Annotated in this window: 16 protein-coding genes; 7 read left to right on the forward strand and 9 right to left on the reverse strand. The window is 66.6% G+C overall.

Annotated features, from left to right (window positions below; genetic code table 11):
- Positions 1-284: 284 nt before the first annotated feature.
- Complete coding sequence (locus FBY33_RS18470; RefSeq protein WP_142031786.1) at positions 285-1961, forward strand: DEAD/DEAH box helicase; 1677 nt, start codon at positions 285-287, stop codon at positions 1959-1961.
- A gap of 8 nt (positions 1962-1969) precedes the next feature.
- Complete coding sequence (locus tag FBY33_RS18475; protein WP_142031788.1) at positions 1970-2842, forward strand: DNA-methyltransferase; 873 nt, start codon at positions 1970-1972, stop codon at positions 2840-2842.
- A gap of 48 nt (positions 2843-2890) precedes the next feature.
- Here the strand turns inward: FBY33_RS18475 and FBY33_RS18480 are convergent, their stop codons facing one another.
- Positions 2891-3751 (reverse strand): PHP domain-containing protein, encoded by an 861-nt coding sequence (locus FBY33_RS18480; protein ID WP_142031790.1) that lies wholly within the window; start codon positions 3749-3751, stop codon positions 2891-2893.
- Between the two features lie 81 nt (positions 3752-3832).
- Here FBY33_RS18480 and FBY33_RS18485 point away from each other — a divergent pair, with 81 nt between their 5' ends.
- Positions 3833-5407 (forward strand): aminopeptidase P family protein, encoded by a 1575-nt coding sequence (locus FBY33_RS18485; protein WP_142031792.1) that lies wholly within the window; start codon positions 3833-3835, stop codon positions 5405-5407.
- Between the two features lie 154 nt (positions 5408-5561).
- On the opposite strand, the gene FBY33_RS18490 is transcribed toward FBY33_RS18485, so the two are convergent.
- The gene (locus FBY33_RS18490; RefSeq protein ID WP_142031794.1) at positions 5562-6614 is read right to left on the reverse strand and encodes a general stress protein; all 1053 of its coding nucleotides are present in this window, start codon (positions 6612-6614) and stop codon (positions 5562-5564) included.
- A gap of 77 nt (positions 6615-6691) precedes the next feature.
- Between FBY33_RS18490 and FBY33_RS18495 the strand changes: the two genes are divergently transcribed.
- Genes FBY33_RS18495 through FBY33_RS18505 form a run of 3 tightly spaced genes read left to right on the forward strand, consistent with a single transcriptional unit; the run spans position 6692 to position 9799 of the window.
- Positions 6692-7975 (forward strand): magnesium transporter MgtE N-terminal domain-containing protein, encoded by a 1284-nt coding sequence (locus FBY33_RS18495; protein ID WP_056334647.1) that lies wholly within the window; start codon positions 6692-6694, stop codon positions 7973-7975.
- Positions 7959-8657: a DUF1003 domain-containing protein gene (locus tag FBY33_RS18500; RefSeq protein ID WP_142031795.1), complete on the forward strand. Its 699-nt coding sequence runs from the start codon at positions 7959-7961 to the stop codon at positions 8655-8657. The genes FBY33_RS18495 and FBY33_RS18500 overlap by 17 nt, the downstream gene beginning before the upstream one ends.
- A complete protein-coding gene (locus tag FBY33_RS18505; protein ID WP_142031797.1) occupies positions 8657-9799 on the forward strand; it encodes an Mrp/NBP35 family ATP-binding protein in 1143 nt (380 codons plus the stop codon). Before FBY33_RS18500 ends, FBY33_RS18505 begins: the two co-directional genes overlap by 1 nt.
- Positions 9800-9826: 27 nt before the next feature.
- Here FBY33_RS18505 and FBY33_RS18510 read toward each other — a convergent pair whose 3' ends face one another.
- The 3 genes from FBY33_RS18510 to sigE all read right to left on the reverse strand — a co-directional run bounded on the left by FBY33_RS18510 (position 9827) and on the right by sigE (position 11774).
- Positions 9827-10231: a Sec-independent protein translocase TatB gene (locus FBY33_RS18510; protein WP_142031799.1), complete on the reverse strand. Its 405-nt coding sequence runs from the start codon at positions 10229-10231 to the stop codon at positions 9827-9829.
- 69 nt (positions 10232-10300) lie between these two features.
- Entirely contained in the window at positions 10301-11152 is an 852-nt protein-coding gene (locus FBY33_RS18515; protein ID WP_142031800.1) for an anti-sigma factor, read from the reverse strand.
- 7 nt (positions 11153-11159) lie between these two features.
- Positions 11160-11774 (reverse strand): RNA polymerase sigma factor SigE, encoded by a 615-nt coding sequence (sigE, locus tag FBY33_RS18520; protein WP_056334632.1) that lies wholly within the window; start codon positions 11772-11774, stop codon positions 11160-11162.
- A 229-nt stretch (positions 11775-12003) separates the two neighbouring features.
- Between sigE and FBY33_RS18525 the strand changes: the two genes are divergently transcribed.
- Entirely contained in the window at positions 12004-12636 is a 633-nt protein-coding gene (locus FBY33_RS18525) for an O-methyltransferase (protein ID WP_018768591.1), read from the forward strand.
- A gap of 57 nt (positions 12637-12693) precedes the next feature.
- Here FBY33_RS18525 and FBY33_RS18530 read toward each other — a convergent pair whose 3' ends face one another.
- From FBY33_RS18530 to FBY33_RS18545, 4 genes are all read right to left on the reverse strand, one after another.
- Positions 12694-12861, reverse strand: a complete 168-nt coding sequence (locus FBY33_RS18530) for a DUF3117 domain-containing protein (RefSeq protein ID WP_009357720.1) — start codon at positions 12859-12861, stop codon at positions 12694-12696.
- Between the two features lie 233 nt (positions 12862-13094).
- The gene (locus FBY33_RS18535; RefSeq protein WP_142031802.1) at positions 13095-14351 is read right to left on the reverse strand and encodes a hypothetical protein; all 1257 of its coding nucleotides are present in this window, start codon (positions 14349-14351) and stop codon (positions 13095-13097) included.
- The gene (locus FBY33_RS18540; RefSeq protein WP_142031804.1) at positions 14348-14848 is read right to left on the reverse strand and encodes a DivIVA domain-containing protein; all 501 of its coding nucleotides are present in this window, start codon (positions 14846-14848) and stop codon (positions 14348-14350) included. The genes FBY33_RS18535 and FBY33_RS18540 overlap by 4 nt, the downstream gene beginning before the upstream one ends.
- A gap of 43 nt (positions 14849-14891) precedes the next feature.
- Positions 14892-15674 (reverse strand): TIGR00730 family Rossman fold protein, encoded by a 783-nt coding sequence (locus FBY33_RS18545; RefSeq protein WP_056334622.1) that lies wholly within the window; start codon positions 15672-15674, stop codon positions 14892-14894.
- Positions 15675-15704: the final 30 nt, after the last annotated feature.

Below are 15704 nucleotides of genomic sequence, written 5' to 3' on the forward strand. Positions count from 1 at the left end.
CGGGCGCAGCAGGCGGGCCGGAACGGTGTTTCTGCGCCTGTGCGGCTAGACTGAAAGGGTAGAAATGGATGCCCGGTCGTTGATTTCCTTGATTTGAAACCAACAAGCCCGCCCCTACGCGATCTTGAGAATTACCCGCTGGTCACCAGTGCCAGCATTAGATAGCCCGCGATCGGCTTCCACTGGAATCGCTTGCGCGCCTGAGCGTGCTCCGGAGCGGCCAGCCCTGGCCGGCCCGTTGAGCAGGCAGCGCCATTGCCCAAAATGAATAAGGAAACTCCCCCGTGAGTGAATTGCATACCCACCAGCTTCTGAGCGATGAGTCCGGCACGGAAACCATCGAGCCGGAAGAAACCATCATCTCGGACGAGACCCCGCATGAGATCGCGGAAAAGTCCTTTGCCGACTACAACGTCCGCGAGGACATCGTGGAATCCCTGGCTGACGCCGGGATCACCCACCCCTTCCCCATCCAGGCCATGACCCTGCCGGTGGCCCTTGGCGGCCATGACATCATCGGCCAGGCCAAGACCGGCACCGGCAAGACCCTGGGCTTCGGCATTCCCGCACTCCAGCGGGTCATCGGGCAGGACGACCCCGGCTACGCGAAGCTGGCCGTGCCGGGAGCCCCGCAGGCCCTGGTCATCGTCCCCACCCGCGAACTGGCCGTGCAGGTGGCCGGGGACCTGGTGACGGCATCGCGGAAGCGCAATGCGAGGATCGCCACCATCTACGGCGGCCGCGCCTACGAGCCCCAGGTGGAGGCGCTGAAGCAGGGCGTGGAGGTTGTGGTGGGTACCCCGGGCCGCCTCATCGACCTTTACAAGCAGAAACACCTGAGCCTGAAGAATGTCAAGATCGTGGTCCTGGACGAGGCCGACGAGATGCTGGACCTGGGCTTCCTGCCCGACGTGGAGACCCTTATCGCCGCGACGCCCGCCGTCCGGCAGACGCTCCTGTTCTCCGCCACCATGCCCGGCCCGGTCATCGCCATGGCCCGCCGCTACATGACCCAGCCCACCCACATCCGGGCCGCGGACCCTGAGGATGAGGGCCTGACCAAGCGGGACATCCGCCAGCTGATCTACCGCGCCCACAGCATGGACAAGATCGAAGTGGTGGCGCGCATCCTCCAGGCCAGGGGCCGCGGACGCACCATCATCTTCACCAAGACCAAGCGCACCGCCGCCAAGGTGGCCGAGGAACTGGTGGACCGCGGGTTCGCGGCCGCCGCCATCCACGGCGACCTGGGCCAGGGCGCCCGCGAACAGGCGCTGCGGGCGTTCCGCAACAACAAGGTGGACGTCCTCGTGGCAACCGACGTAGCGGCGCGCGGCATCGACGTGGAGGACGTCACCCACGTCATCAACTACCAGTGCGTGGAAGACGAAAAGATCTACCTCCACCGTGTGGGCCGTACCGGCCGCGCCGGCAACAAGGGCACGGCCGTGACCTTCGTGGACTGGGACGACATGCCGCGGTGGGGCCTAATCAACAAGGCCCTGGGCCTGAGCGTGCCCGAGCCGGTCGAGACTTACTCCTCCTCCCCCCACCTGTTCGAGGAATTGGACATCCCGGTGGGCACCAAGGGCCGACTGCCGCGCGACAAGCGCACCCTCGCCGGAGTTGACGCCGAAGTGCTTGAGGACCTGGGCGAAACCGGCAAGAAGAACAGCCGCAGCGGCGGCCGCGACGCAGGGCGCTCCCGCGACCGTGACGGCCGGGACCGCGGCGCCAAGCGTGAAGGCGGCCGCAGCGGTGACTCCGCGGCCCGCTCCGGTGAGCGCCGCCGTCGTACGTCCGACTCAGCCGCAGCCCCCGCTGGTGTTGCCGATGCCCCCGCAGCAACCGAGGCCGAGCAGCCCTCACGCACCCGGCGCCCCCGCACCCGCACGCGGCGCCGCAACGGTGAAGTTGTCGGCGGCGATAAGGCTGCACAGCCGGGCAGCAACGAGGCCTAACAGCCTTCATGACTGACACTGTCTGGGCGCCGGACGGCAGCAGCCTGGTGGTTCATGCGGACAACGCTGACTTCCTCCCCTCGCTGCCGGACGGCGCCTTCACGCTGATTTACGTGGACCCCCCATTCAACACCGGCCGGGCGCAGCGGCGCCAGCAGACCACCGTGGTGGCCAACGCGGACGGCACCGGTGACCGCGTCGGGTTCAAGGGGCGCTCCTACGACACGATCAAGGGCGCACTCCACCGCTATGACGACGCCTTCAGCGACTACTGGTCCTTCCTTGAGCCGCGGCTGGTGGAGGCGTGGCGGCTGCTGGCGGACGACGGCACACTGTACCTGCACCTGGACTACCGCGAAGTGCACTACGCCAAAGTGATGCTGGATTCGATCTTCGGGCGCGAGTGCTTCCTGAACGAGATCATCTGGGCCTACGATTACGGCGCCCGGGCCAAAAACCGGTGGCCCACCAAGCACGACAACATCCTGGTGTACGTCAAGAACCCGGCGAAATACCACTTCGACAGCGCCGAGGTGGACCGCGAGCCGTATATGGCGCCGGGCCTGGTCACGCCCGCCAAGCGTGAGCTGGGCAAGCTGCCCACGGACGTATGGTGGCACACCATCGTCTCCCCCACCGGGAAGGAAAAGACCGGGTATCCCACGCAGAAGCCTGAGGGGCTGGTCCGCCGGGTGGTTGCCGCGTCGAGCAGGCCTGGTGACTGGTGCCTGGACTTCTTCGCCGGTTCCGGCACGCTGGGGGCAGTTGCCGCCAAGCTTGGCCGGAAGTTCGTGTGCGTTGACCAGAACCAGCCGGCCATCGACATCATGGCCAAACGGCTGGGTGCCCACGCCACCCTGACCTCGTTCCAGCCCAACTAGGTAGCGCTAAGTGTCGTATTGAGCTTCCAAAACGACACTTGGCGCTACCTACTTGGGTGCTTGGGGACGGACGACGGCGGCTCCCGTGCCCAGTGCCTCGATCCGGGCGAGCATGTCCGGCGATGTCAGGTTTTCGCCGAGCAGGTTGGGCTTGCCGGTGCCGTGGTAGTCCGAGGAACCGGTGATCAGCAGGTTGTGTTCGGCGGCCAGCTTCCGCAGGAAATCCCTGCCCTCTTCCGGGTTGTCCCGGTGGTCGATCTCCAGGCCCGCCAGCCCGGCGTCGATCATGTCACGGTACGTCCGCTCCCCCACGATCCGTCCCCGGGCCGACGCCACAGGATGGGCAAACACGGGCACGCCACCAGCGGCCCGGACAAGTTCGACGGCGGTGGCCGGGTCCGGTGCGTAATGCGGGATGAAGTACCGGGACCGGGATGTGAGGATGGAGGCGAAGGCCTCCGAACGGTCCTCCACCACGCCGGCGGCGACGAGGGCGTCGGCGATGTGCGGCCGCCCAAGGGTGGCGCCGGGTGCCACGTGGTGGATCACATCGTCCCAGGTCAGCGGGTAGTCCTCCGCGAGGATGGTGACCATCCGCTCGGCCCTGCTGAGGCGGGAGTCCTTGGCCTTGGTGATTTCCTCCAGGAGTCCCGGATGATTGGGGTCGTGCAGGTAGCTCAGCAGGTGGACGCTGATGCCCTCCTCCGTCCGGCACGAGACCTCCATGCCCGGCACCAGTGCCACACCGCAGGTTGCGGCGGCCTCGGCTGCCTCCGCCCAGCCTGCCGTTGAATCGTGATCGGTCAGGGCAACCACGTCAAGGCCGGCGCGCGCAGCGGATGCCATGACATCGGCGGGCGTTTCGGTGCCGTCGGAAACATTGGAGTGGGCATGCAGGTCAATCCTCACTGGTCCAGCGTAGTGGACGGCACGGCAGGGAACCCGGCCGGCACGTTCGCATAGCCGGGAAGCTGGTGAGACGATGGTGCCGTGAACGATGCCGAAAACACCCAAAACTCCGCTTCCCAGCCGCTGGAGGAACGCGTCAACAACCGCTCCCAGCGGCCCAGTTCCAACGCCTTCAAGGCCTTCATGGCCAGCAACTGGGCACCGTCCAGCCAGGAACTTCCGCAGCGGGACGCCGTCGCCGGCTACGCCGCAGCGCGCCGCAAGGCGATCTCCGCCCTGTTCAACGGCGAGCGCCTGGTCATCCCCGCGGGGCCGCTGAAAGTCCGTTCCAACGACTGCGACTACCGCTTCCGCCCGCATTCCGGCTTTGCCCACCTGACGGGGCTGGGCCTGGACCACGAACCGGACGCCGTCCTGATCCTGGAACCGGTTGCAGAAGGAACGGGCGACGACGGCGGGAACCACCGGGCGACGCTGTACTTCCGGCCGCTGGCCGGCAGGGACACGGAACAGTTCTACGCGGACTCCCGCTCCGGCGAATTCTGGATTGGGGCCCGCCCCACCCTGGAGGAATTCGAGGCCCGCCTGGGACTGGCCACCGCGCACATTGACCAACTGGAAACGGCCATCACCAAGGACGTGGGTGCCCCGGAAATCGGCGGCATCTCAATCCGGCTGGTCCGCAAGGTGGACGACAACATTGACGCCCTGGTGGACACCGCCCGGTACAACACGGCCAGGGACCCCGAGAACCTGGACCTTGCCGTCCTGGACGCCCTGGATGAAAAGCTCTCAGAGGCCCTCTCCGAACTGCGCCTGCTCAAGGATGAGTGGGAAATCGAGCAGATGAAGACCGCGGTCTCCGCCACGGTTGAAGGGTTTGAAGAAGTGGTCAAGGCGTTGCCGCGGGCTCTCACGCATGCCCGCGGCGAGCGGGTGGTTGAAGGAGCGTTCTTCGCCCGCGCCCGCGAGGTGGGCAACGAGCTGGGTTACGACACCATCGCAGCATCCGGCAACAATGCCACCGTGCTGCACTGGACCCGCAACACCGGCCGCATTCACGCCGGCGAACTCCTGCTCCTGGACGCCGGCGTCGAGGCCGACTCGCTCTACACGGCAGACATCACCCGCACACTTCCGGCCAGCGGCGCCTTCAGCGACATCCAGCGCAAGATCTACCAGGCGGTCCTGGATGCTGCCGACGCCGGCTTCGCCGCGGCCCAGCCGGGAACCAAGTTCCGGGACATCCACACCGCCGCCACCACGGTCCTGGCCGAGCGCCTGGCCGAATGGGGCATCCTGCCCGTCAGCGTGGAGGAGGCAATCAGTCCCGAGGGCCAGCAGCACCGCCGCTGGATGCCGCACGGCACCAGCCACCACCTGGGCCTGGACGTGCACGACTGCGCCCAGGCCAAGCGCGAGTTGTATCTGGACGGCATCCTCACCGACGGCATGGTCTTCACCATCGAACCCGGCCTCTACTTCAAGAAGGAAGACCTGGCCATCCCCGAGGAATACCGGGGCATCGGCGTCAGGATCGAGGACGACATCCTCATGACGGCTGACGGCCCCGTCAACCTCAGCGCCGCCCTGCCGCGCAATCCGGAGGACGTGGAGGACTGGATGGCCGGCATCTACCGGACCGAAGAAGCCTGAGCTGGGCAGAAACACTCCCTGACAAGGGCCAAACAGCAAAGAGCGGGGCCGCCGGAATGAATCCGGCGGCCCCGCTCTTTGGTTCCGGCGCTGGCCGGGCAGTGTCAGGCCAGGCACTCCCCAGGCTGCTTGAACCCGGGCCGCTCCTGCCGTCCTACTGCCGGTGCCCGCCCTGGTGCTGGTCCCCGTCCGGACCGTACTGGCCATCGGCAGGGTGGTCGGCACCGTGTTCTGCGTCCTGTCCCGGCCCGGGCTGTACTGTTCCCTGCTGTCCTGTTCCGTGCGGGCCTGGCCCGTGCTGGCCGTGGCCGGCGGCAGGACCCTGGGGCAGGCGGACGCCGTACTGCGGGCGTCCGTCCGGCAGGTCCGGGTAGCGGACCGACCGGACCGGGCTGGCCGGCTGTGCCGGCTGCTGGTGCTGGCCGCCGTCGTGCTGCTGGCCACTGTATTGCTGCCCGCTGTGCTGCGGGGCACTGTGCTGCTGGCCGCCGTCGTCCGGGTAGCCGTGCCCATCCTGGACGGGGACATCCTGGCCCGATCCGTCCTGGACGGATGAGCCGGAGGACCGCTGGCCGTAGGGGTCATTCCAGCCGGCGGGACGGGCCGGACCCTGCTGTTGCCCCGGCTGCTGCTGGTGCTGGTACGGCTGGTTGTAGTAGTCGTGCTGGGTGTACCGACCCTGGCCGGATGCCGCATCCGAACGGGTCATGGGCAGCTGCTGCAGCAGGCGCCGCGCCTCATGGGCGGCCTCGGGCGCAACAATGACGTCGTAGCTGGTGGCCACCACCTGGCTGGTGGACGTGAAGTCACGCTTGCCGCGCTGCATGGCGTAAGTGACGATGCCGAACAGCATGAAGAAGGCCGCACCCATCAGCACAGACGTCATGATCGAGAAGTACCCGGGTGACGGTGCGAAGAAGGACAGCATGACGCCGACGAACAGGCCGAACCACATGCCGCTCAGCGCCCCCGAAAGAGCCACCCTGGGGTAGCTCAGGCGCCCCGTAACCCGCTCCACCATCTTCAGTTCGTTACCCACGATGGACACCATCTGGACCGGAAACTGCTGGTCTGCGAGGTAGTCCACCGCCTTCTGGGCATCGAGGTAGGAGTTGTAGGAGCCTACGGTGTCACCGGTGGGTACGGCACGGGCGTCATCCGTACCGTTGGGGCCACCGGCCCTGGGAGCACCAAAAATGTTAGACATAACCCCATTCTTGCCCATCAACGTGGGTGCTGCCTGTAAATTCAGCTAAAAGAGAGCAGACTCGGTAGCCTGTAGAGGTGAGTACAACACCTACCCGCGTCTTCGTGGCGCGCCTCCTGGGCCTCGATGTTTTCGACCCGCTGGGCGACCGGCTGGGCCGGTTGCGCGATGTTGTTGTGCTGTCCCGCGGAACCCAGGGAGCCCCGCACGTGGTGGGTATCGTGGTGGAAGTCCCGGGAAAGAAGCGCGTCTTCGTGCCCATGACGCGCATTACCTCGATCGACCAGACCCAGATCATCTGCACGGGCCTGGTCAACCTGCGCCGGTTTGAACAGCGCGGAGCCGAAACACTGGTGGTGGCCGAAATGTTCGACCGGCGGGTGACCCTCCGCGACGGCAGCGGCGACGCCACCATCGAGGACATCGCCATCGACCAGCACCGCTCCCGCGACTGGTTCGTCAGCAAGTTGTTTGTCCGCCGCGGCCATTCACTGTCACCCCTGAGCCGGCTGCGCCGCAACGAGACCCTGATCATCGACTGGGCGGACGCCCAGCAGGGGCCGCGCACCGAACCGCAGGCCGCCACCCAGTTCGTGGCCAACCACGAGGACCTCAAACCGGCTGACTTCGCCGAGGCGCTGCAGGAAATGAGCGACAAGCGCCGTTTCGAAGTGGCCAGCGAACTGCAGGACGAGCGGCTGGCAGACGTCCTCCAGGAACTGCCGGAAGACGACCAGGTGGAAATCCTGTCCGCGCTGGATGTCCAGCGCGCCGCGGATGTCCTGGAGGAGATGGACCCCGATGACGCCGCCGACCTCCTCGGTGAACTCCCCTCGGCCCAGGCGGAGGAACTGCTCCAGCTGATGGAGCCTGAAGGCGCAGAGGATGTCCGCCGCCTGCTCGAATACGACGAGGACACCGCCGGCGGGCTGATGACCCCGGTGCCGGTCATCCTGCCGCCGGAAGCCACGGTCGCCGAAGCCCTGGCGCACGTCCGGCGGGAGGAGCTCTCCCCTGCCCTGGCGTCGTCGATCTTCATTGCCCGGCCGCCGCTGGAAACGCCCACCGGCCGGTTCCTCGGCGTGGTGCACATCCAGCAGCTGCTGCGTTTCCCGCCGTTTGAGGCACTGGGAAACCTGGTGGACAAGAACCTCGAGCCGTTGTCCGACCAGGCGCACATCAGCGAAGTGGCCCGGACCCTGGCCACGTACAACCTGAACTCCCTCCCGGTGGTCAATGACGCCGGCCGGCTTGTGGGGGCGGTGACTGTTGATGACGTATTGGATCACTTGTTGCCGGACGACTGGCGCGCCCATGATGGCGAAGCCCCGATAAGAAGGCTGGGTGGCCGCATTGGCTGATAACAGCGCTCCGAAGAACCCCAACCAGCGGAACCTTGCCAATACGGAATCAAAAGGCAGCCTCGACACGCCCCTGAGCGCCCGCCAGCGGATCCTGCCCAAGTTCTCCCCGGATCCGGACGCGTTCGGGCACGCCACAGAAGGCTTTGCCCGGTTCATGGGCACCCCGCAGTTCCTGGTCTACATGACGGTGTTCTGCATCTTCTGGCTGGGCTGGAACACGTGGGCGCCCGTCGAGTGGCAGTTCGACTCGAGGGACCTTGGCTTCACCCTGCTGACCCTGATGCTCTCGCTGCAGGCTTCCTACGCGGCGCCCCTGCTGCTGCTGGCGCAGAACCGGCAGGATGACCGGGACCGCGTTTCTGTGCAGCAGGACCGCCAGCGCGCCGAACGAAACCTCTCCGACACCGAGTACCTGACCCGGGAACTCGCCTCCCTGCGGATCGCACTGCGCGAGGTAGCCACCCGCGACTACGTCCGGGCCGAACTGCGCTCACTCCTCGAAGACCTGCTGGAAGCCCAGGAGGAGCTGCGGACCCACGACGACACCGGACCCGGTTCGCACGAATCCCCACGCGACAAAGTGAAAGACAAGTTGCGCGAACAGCGGGACCGGCAACGCAGCCCGCGCACCCAGCAAATCCCCCGGGTGAAACCCGGCCATTCCACACAGGACCGCTAATGACCCAACCCATTGCCAGCACGCCGTTGGCTGAGGCAGTCAACGCTGCCCTGTCCACAGTGATCGACCCCGAGCTCCGGCGTCCCATCACCGAGCTGGGCATGGTGGACTCGGTCCAGGTTTCCGACGACGGCAAGGTCACCGTGGCGGTCCTGCTCACCATCGCCGGCTGCCCGCTGCGGGACACTATCACCGCCGATTCGCAGAAGGCCCTTTTCGCCGTCCCCGGCGTCACCGCCGTCGACGTCGAGCTCAAAGTGATGGACCAGGCGCAGCGCGATGCCCTCAAGGAGAAGCTGCGCGGCGCCGGCGGCCAGCGCAGGATCCCGTTCAACGAACCGGATTCCCTCACCAGGGTCTATGCCGTAGCCAGCGGCAAGGGCGGAGTGGGCAAGTCCTCGGTGACGGTGAACCTGGCCACCGCACTGGCAGCCCAAGGCCTGCGCGTGGGCATCGTGGATGCGGACGTATACGGCTTCTCCGTGCCGGCGCTGATGGGCATCGCCCAGGCACCAACCCAGGTCGATGACATGATCCTCCCTCCGGTTGCCTACGGGGTGAAGGTCATCTCCATTGGCATGTTCGTTACCGGCAACCAGCCCGTTGCCTGGCGGGGGCCCATGCTGCACCGGGCCCTGGAACAGTTCCTCACCGACGTCTATTTCGGCGACCTGGATGCCCTGTTCCTGGACCTTCCGCCCGGTACGGGTGACATCGCCATCTCTGTGGCCCAGCTGCTGCCCAAGGCAGAAATCCTGGTGGTCACCACGCCCCAGGCGGCGGCTGCCGATGTTGCAGAACGAGCAGGCGCCATCGCCACCCAGACAGGGCAGAAGATCGCGGGCGTCATCGAGAACATGTCCTACCTGAAGATGCCCGACGGCAGCAGGATGGAACTTTTTGGAAGCGGCGGCGGGGCGGTGCTCACCGAGCGCCTCAGCGCCACGGTGGGGACGGACGTGCCGCTGCTGGGCCAGATTCCCCTGGACATCCAGCTGCGCGAAGGCGGGGACACGGGGGTTCCGATCGTCCTGGGCCAGCCCGGTTCGGCGGGGGCTGTCGCGCTGGCAGGCATCGCAGGCCAATTGGCTGCCAAACCCCGCGGGCTTGCCGGGATGAAGCTGGGACTGCAGCCGCGCTGAGCGGACCCGGTACTGCCGGCGCTGGACCTAGGTGGCTTCAGTGTCGAAGGGTGCGGGTTCACCCGCGGCCAGGCGCTGAACAACCCTCTCAGGCCGCTGGGGGGCTGCATCTGCGGCGGCTGCGGCACCGGAAACTGCGGCCACGGCGGCAGGGGCTCCCGAACTGACGGGCTTGGTGTCGTCGTCGAGCAGTGCTTCCTTGATGATGCGGCGGGGATCGTACTGGCGCGGATCGTATTTCTTCCAGTCGACATCGTCGATGTCGATGCCCACTTCTTCCTTGATCTGTTCGCGCGCACCGGACGCCATGCGGCGGAGTTCCTTGACCAGGTTTGCCAGCTTCTGGGTGTATTCAGGCAGCCGCTGGGGGCCGATCACGAGGACGCCAATGATCAGCAGAAGGATAAACTCCGGGCCGTTGATTCCAAACACTTTAGGAAGATTACCCTCTCCGGGCTGCGAGTGACGATTCCCGTCCCGCGGACGGGGAAACAGTCCGCGTCACTGGGTGAACATGGCCGCGATCTTGCTGATTCCGCGCTCCAGCCGTGCCTCCAGGGGCTCCGGTGCGGGGCTTCCCGGTGTTTCCGGAACGGCCGCGTCAACCCCTTCAGTCGCGGTATCGGCAAGTTGCTCGAGGATGGGCAGCGCATCATCGGCCTGCTCCGGGGGCAGGTCGGAGCGGTAGGAGATGGTGAGGCCTGCGGCCCGGTAGGTGGCAGACCAGGGAGAGGTACCCGAAACCTGCAGCGGGGCACCCTGCTGGCCTGCAGGTGGGTGATCAACCGGGTGTTGTTCCGTGATGGTGGCGTGATGCGTACCGTCGGTAAGCCGCAGCTCCACCGCAGGTTGCCCGTCAACCACCAGTGCCCTGGCGGCCTCAAGGTGGAATCCCATGGCCTGCAGCTCCGGGCAGGCCCATCCCTCGGACCGCAACGTGGCCAGCTGCGGGGCGGTCAGGGTCCGGCCGTCCGCCGGGGTCTGGGAGGAGACGTGCGAAAAGGCCGCTTCGGTTCCCCCCGGTCCGGCCGCTGGATCTCCGGCTGCCGTGAAGGCACCCACGGCCAATACACCGGCCGCTGCCATGGTTCCGCCCGCGGCGAGCCCCAGCGCACGGGCGGCCATGCGGGACGTACCGCCCTGCTGTGTGGGTGCGGGGGGCTGGGCAGCCAGTTCGTGGGTGCGTGCCAGCAGCCGTGCCGTCAGGTCCTGGCTGGCGGGCGGGATGGGAGCATCGCGCAGCCGCTCAAGGTACTGCCGTTCCCGGCGCACGGCTGCAGCACACTCCTGGCAATCCTCCAGGTGGCTGCCGGTGCGCTGATGCCTGCCGCCGAAAGGAAACTGGGACCTCATATGCCGTTCAGAGGATGCCGGCGATGCGCGGCAGCGCGAGCTTGCGGCGGGACTGCTGCGGACGGGGGTCGCGGTGGGCCAGCTTTTCGCGGAGCATGGTCCGGCCGCGGTGGATGCGCGAGCGGACGGTACCGAGCTTGACGCCCAGGGCCTCGGCCACTTCGTCATAAGACAGTCCCTCGAGGTCGCACAAAACAACGGCGGCACGGAAGTCCGGCGGAAGTTCCTCCAGGGCGGCCTGTACGTCCAAATCCAGGTTGTTCAGCTCGAAGCTCTGCTCGGGCCCCGGCTCGCGGCCGGGCAGCCGGGACTCGGCATCCTCGGCAAGGGCGTCGAAGCGGATGCGCGTTTTCCGCCGGGCCTGGTCAAGGAACAGGTTGGTGGTGATGCGGTGGAGCCAGCCATCCAGCGTTCCGGGCTTGAAGTTCTCCAGCGACCGGAAGACGCGGACGAAGACCTCCTGGGTGAGGTCCTCGGCGTCGTACTTGTTGCCCGTCAGCCGGTACGCCAGCCGGTAGACCTTTGCGGAGTGGTTGGTGACCACTTCTTCCCAGGTGGGACGGACCCACTCATCGTCGGGATTGTTTACTGCAGGGACAGGTGCCACAACTGAAGATGACATCGTCCACTCCCCTCGTGGAATGCTAACGCCCGGATACTGTTGACATCTCTGATTCGGCGCCGGTCACCTTTTGGATGAGCGGATGTTAATCATGTCAAACTTGGCTGGGAATTTCCTGACCGCCGGCAAACTTCAGCCTTGGGCGCAACGCCGTCTTTTCCCGGCCAGCCCGGCGGGACCCAGTAGGCTTGAGGAGACATTCCCCTTTACGCCCAGAAAGCGATAATTCATGAGCGCCGACAAGTCCAGCAGCTGGTCCTATGCAGAAGATCTGCCCGCTGAGGACGAGGTTATGCTTCGGGCCCGGGAACGTTCTTTTGAATTGGGAGTAAGCGCCATCAGCCCCGGTGTGGGCGCCGTCCTCACGGTTCTGGCTGCTGCCTCCAAGGCCCAGACCGCCGTCGAGATCGGCACCGGCGCCGGGGTCTCCGGCGTCTGCCTGCTGCGGGGGCTGGGCCCGCACGCCGTCCTGACCACCATCGATGTGGACGTCGAACACCTGAGGGCCGCCCGCGAAGCGTTTGCCGAGGCCGGCAGCCCCGCCAACCGGACCCGCACCATTTCCGGCCGCGCAGGCGACGTCCTGCCCCGGCTGACGGATGGCGCCTACGACCTTGTCTTCATCGATGCGGACAAGCCGGGCCTGCCCGGCTACGTGGAGCAGGCCATCCGGCTGCTGAAGCCCGCGGGCCTGCTGGTCATCAACGACGCACTGGACAAGGACAAGGTAGCCAACCCTGCGGGCCGGGAGGCAACCACGGTGGTCCTGCGCCAGGTGGGCAGGGCAATCCGCGACGACGACCGGCTGGCTTCGGCGATGCTGCCCACCGGGGACGGCCTGCTGGTGGCAGTCAAGAAGTAGAAACGCCAAAAGGGACAGGGTGCGCAGCCCGCGGGCTGCGCACCCTGTCCAGCACGACTATTCGGTAACGCCTACCAGGCATTCCTTGAGGTTGGCTGCTTCGGCCGCGTTGAGTTCGACCACCAGGCGCCCGCCGCCTTCGAGCGGGACGCGCATGATCAGGCTGCGGCCCTCCTTGGTGACTTCCATTGGGCCGTCGCCGGTGCGTGGTTTCATAGCCGCCATGAGGAATTCCCCTCCATTTTGTCCCAGGACTAATCAGCCCGGGCGGGCTGTGTCCGCATGTCGATCAGGCCGCTATGGCAGGGTGGTGTTTCCACCGCCAAGGCTGCGCACTTTCTGAATGCTTTTGTCCTTGCTTACCTATCATTATCGCGTAATTACACGTGCGTAGCTAATCGATGGACATTTTCCGGCAGCCGCTATTCCCGTGCTGACCTGCGCAGAAGCAGGATCTGTCAGGGCGGGTAATCCCCGCCGCCGGGCAACTGCGCCCAGGCCCAAAGCCAGACGATCCACACGATCTGGAGCAGCAGGAACATGGCCACCACGGTTCCCCGGTAAGCCCTGGAGCGGGACACGAATGCCGCCCCCAAGGCCAGCGGAAACAGCGGCAGCAGCATCCGGAACGTGCTGGTTTGCGGATGGAGGAACATCAGCAGGTATCCCATGTAGCAGGCGCACCAGAGCCGGAGCTCCGTGCCGAGCCGCACCACGGGCGGAAGGAACAGCATCGCGGCGAACAATCCCACGAAAACCACGGGGGCAAGGAGGCCCAGGACGGGCCCGAAGAGTTCGACGCCGGCGTCGAACCATGGCTTGAAGGGGACCAGATCCCGGCCCCGCCACACGGTTTCGGTTTTGGTATACGCCTCCGGGTCGCCCGTCGCTGCCCACGCCGCGGCGGGCCAGGCGAGCGCAGAGATGCCCGCGACGGCGGTGAGGCCGGCCAGTGCCGCCAGGTCCCCCAGGGAATGGGCTGCTTCGTCCCCGCCGCGCTCCCGCCCCTTCCTGATGTGCTCGATGCCGCGGGACAGCAGCAGCAGCCCCGCCATGGCGGCGAAGGGAACGCCGACAGGCCGCGACAGGGACAGCAGGAACACCACGGGCATGGCCCACAGGTATTGCCGGCGGACTACCAGCAGCAGGGCTGCGGCGAGCAGCAGGAGGGACAGCGGCTCGGCGTAGGGGACCTGAAGCACGGCGGAGACGGGGAACGTCGAAAAGAACGCTACCCCCCACATGGCCGGCGCGTGCGGGGCCTTCTGCCGGAAGAGTGCGTACACCACCAGGGCGGCAGCCCAGCCTGCCAGCATGGCGATCAGGGTGAGCGAGGCGGCAGGATTGAGCCCGGTCAGCCGGCTGAGTCCGCCGGCCAGTGCGGGAAAGAGCGGGTAGAAAGCCCAGGTGTTTTCCTGGACGTTGCCGGCGGCGTCGGTGGGAATGATGGACGGGTAGCCGTTGGCGATGACCTGGGCATACCAGCGGGCATCCCAGATGTTAATGAAATTCCAGTAATCCGGCTTGGGCGGGAACCAGGGGTTGGCACCCTGGTGGAGCGCAGCGGCCATGAAGATGCAGGCGGAGACCAGGCGAGCGCCCACGTAGAGGGCAGTGACCTGGAGCCACCACGGCCAGTTCCGGACGGCGGAAGCCATCCGGTGCGCCAGATTGCCGGCGGAGGCCAGCGGGTTGCGGCGGGCCACCGTGCTCACAGGCCGCCCTTCCCCTGGGCGGCAACCTCATCGACCGCCCGGTTTCCACCGTCTCCCGCAGCGGTTTCTGTGCCAGTTTCTGTGCCTGTTTCCGGGCCCTGCTGCTCCGGTGATGCGGCGCCTGCCGCGGGTCCGCCGTCGAAATCCCGCTCCCCGTCCTGCCCTCCGGTCTGCTCCATGGCAGCCAGCCGGCTGCGAAGCCCAGCCAGTTCCGCATCCCTTGCGGCCAGCTGGTCGCGCAGCTCGTCCAGGACCTGGTCCACCTGGTCCATCCGGTAGCCGCGAAGGCCCAGCGAAAAGCGCACCTGCTCAATGTCTCCGGGAGCGGCGTGCTCCGGCAGCAGCACGGGTGGAAGGTTGGCGGGCGGTTCTTCGAATCCCCCGTCCAGCAGGGCGGGCAGCGCGGCACCGCCCCTCTTGCGGGAGCGCCGGCCCAGGCCGGCCCAAAGGACGGCCGCCACCAGCACGACGGCCAGGAAAACGAGGAAGAAGCTCACGGTTCCATCGTGCCAGACCGGCGGCCCGGACTTTGGCCGGCGGCTACTCCGGCCGCTGCTCCCCGTTAAGGGATGGTGTCACTCCGGCCTGCAGGACCCGGTCAACGGCCTCGGCGGGATCGTCCACGAGCTGGATGAGATCCAGGTCCTTCTCCGAGACCATGCCCTCTGCCACCAGCGTGCCCCTGATCCAGTCGATCATCGGCCCCCAGAATTCGACGCCGAGGAGCACGATGGGAAAAGACGTCACCTTGCGCGTCTGCACCAGGACCATGGCTTCGAAGAGCTCATCCAGCGTGCCCAGTCCGCCGGGCAGCACAATGAAGCCCTGCGCGTATTTGACGAACATGGTCTTGCGGGCGAAAAAGTACCGGAAATTGATCCCCAGGTCCACCCACTGGTTCAGGCCCTGCTCGAACGGCAGTTCAATCCCCAGGCCAACGGACACACCGTTGCCTTCCACCGTGCCCCGGTTGGCCGCCTCCATGGAGCCCGGACCGCCGCCGGTGATCACTGCCACTCCGGCTTCGGCCAGCTTGCGGCCCACCTCCACGCCCATCTCGTAATACTGGCTGCCGGGCTTGGTCCGTGCCGAACCGAAGACGCTGACCGCTTTCCCGATGTCCGCGAGGGCGCCGAAGCCTTCGACGAATTCGCTCTGGATCCGCAGGACCCGCCACGGGTCGGTGTGGACGAACTGGCCCGGCCCCTTGGTATCAAGCAGGTGCTGGTCCGACATTTCCACGGCCGCCTGTTTGCGGCGCAGCTCAAGGGGCCCCTTACGGCGCGGCTGGGAATTCTTGGCCGGATCTGCGTTGATGCTCATTCCCCTAGGCTAACCTCCCAGTCCAGGTAT

Origin of the sequence: Arthrobacter sp. SLBN-112, from assembly GCF_006715225.1 — a bacterium.
Taxonomy (GTDB): Bacteria; Actinomycetota; Actinomycetes; order Actinomycetales; family Micrococcaceae; genus Arthrobacter.

Excerpts from the sequence above, each read along its gene's own strand:
- FBY33_RS18475 (WP_142031788.1), top strand. The coding sequence starts at position 1,970 with ATGACTGACACTGTCTGGGCGCCGGACGGCAGCAGCCTGGTGGTTCAT.
- FBY33_RS18490 (WP_142031794.1), bottom strand. The coding sequence starts at position 6,614 with ATGTCTAACATTTTTGGTGCTCCCAGGGCCGGTGGCCCCAACGGTACG.
- FBY33_RS18505 (WP_142031797.1), top strand. The coding sequence starts at position 8,657 with ATGACCCAACCCATTGCCAGCACGCCGTTGGCTGAGGCAGTCAACGCT.
- FBY33_RS18515 (WP_142031800.1), bottom strand. The coding sequence starts at position 11,152 with ATGAGGTCCCAGTTTCCTTTCGGCGGCAGGCATCAGCGCACCGGCAGC.
- sigE (WP_056334632.1), bottom strand. The coding sequence starts at position 11,774 with ATGTCATCTTCAGTTGTGGCACCTGTCCCTGCAGTAAACAATCCCGAC.
- FBY33_RS18525 (WP_018768591.1), top strand. The coding sequence starts at position 12,004 with ATGAGCGCCGACAAGTCCAGCAGCTGGTCCTATGCAGAAGATCTGCCC.
- FBY33_RS18530 (WP_009357720.1), bottom strand. The coding sequence starts at position 12,861 with ATGGCGGCTATGAAACCACGCACCGGCGACGGCCCAATGGAAGTCACC.
- FBY33_RS18545 (WP_056334622.1), bottom strand. The coding sequence starts at position 15,674 with ATGAGCATCAACGCAGATCCGGCCAAGAATTCCCAGCCGCGCCGTAAG.